Raw genomic sequence first — 536 nt, 5'->3', positions numbered from 1 at the left:
CTTTGAATTTATTGATTACTTCTACTGTCTGGCGACAAGATCATAATGGTTTCACGCATCAAGACCCAGGCTTTCTAGACCTTGTGGTTAACAAAAGTCCGGAAATTACCCGTATTTATTTACCCCCCGATGCCAACTGCCTGCTCTCTGTGGCTGACCACTGTTTGCGCAGCACAGATTACATTAATGTGATTGTCTGCGACAAACAAAAACACCTTCAGTATCTGGATATTGAAAGTGCGACTATCCATTGTACAAAAGGGCTGGGGATTTGGGACTGGGCCAGCAGCGACGCGGGCAGCGAACCCGACTTGATTATGGCATGTGCGGGTGACATTCCTACCAAGGAAGCGCTTGCGGCCACCCAGCTGCTCATGCACCACTTCCCTGCGCTCAAAATCCGTTTTATCAATGTCGTCGATTTATATAAATTGACACCGGATAGCGAGCATCCGCATGGCTTATCCGATAAGGAGTTTGACCGCCTGTTTACCACGGACAAACCCATCTTGTTCAATTTCCACGGCTACCCCTAC

Annotated in this window: 1 protein-coding gene; it reads left to right on the top strand. The window is 48.1% G+C overall.

Annotation, left to right across the window (positions count from 1 at the left end; all coding sequences use genetic code 11):
- On the top strand, positions 1-536 hold a 536-nt coding region (locus tag ACYVL2_RS20110), incomplete at both ends, for a phosphoketolase family protein (protein ID WP_460546578.1).

The sequence above is a fragment of the Glycomyces halotolerans genome, assembly GCF_054779575.1.
The sequence above is the reverse complement of the archived record's forward strand: the minus strand, read 5'-3'. Positions and strand labels throughout refer to the sequence as shown.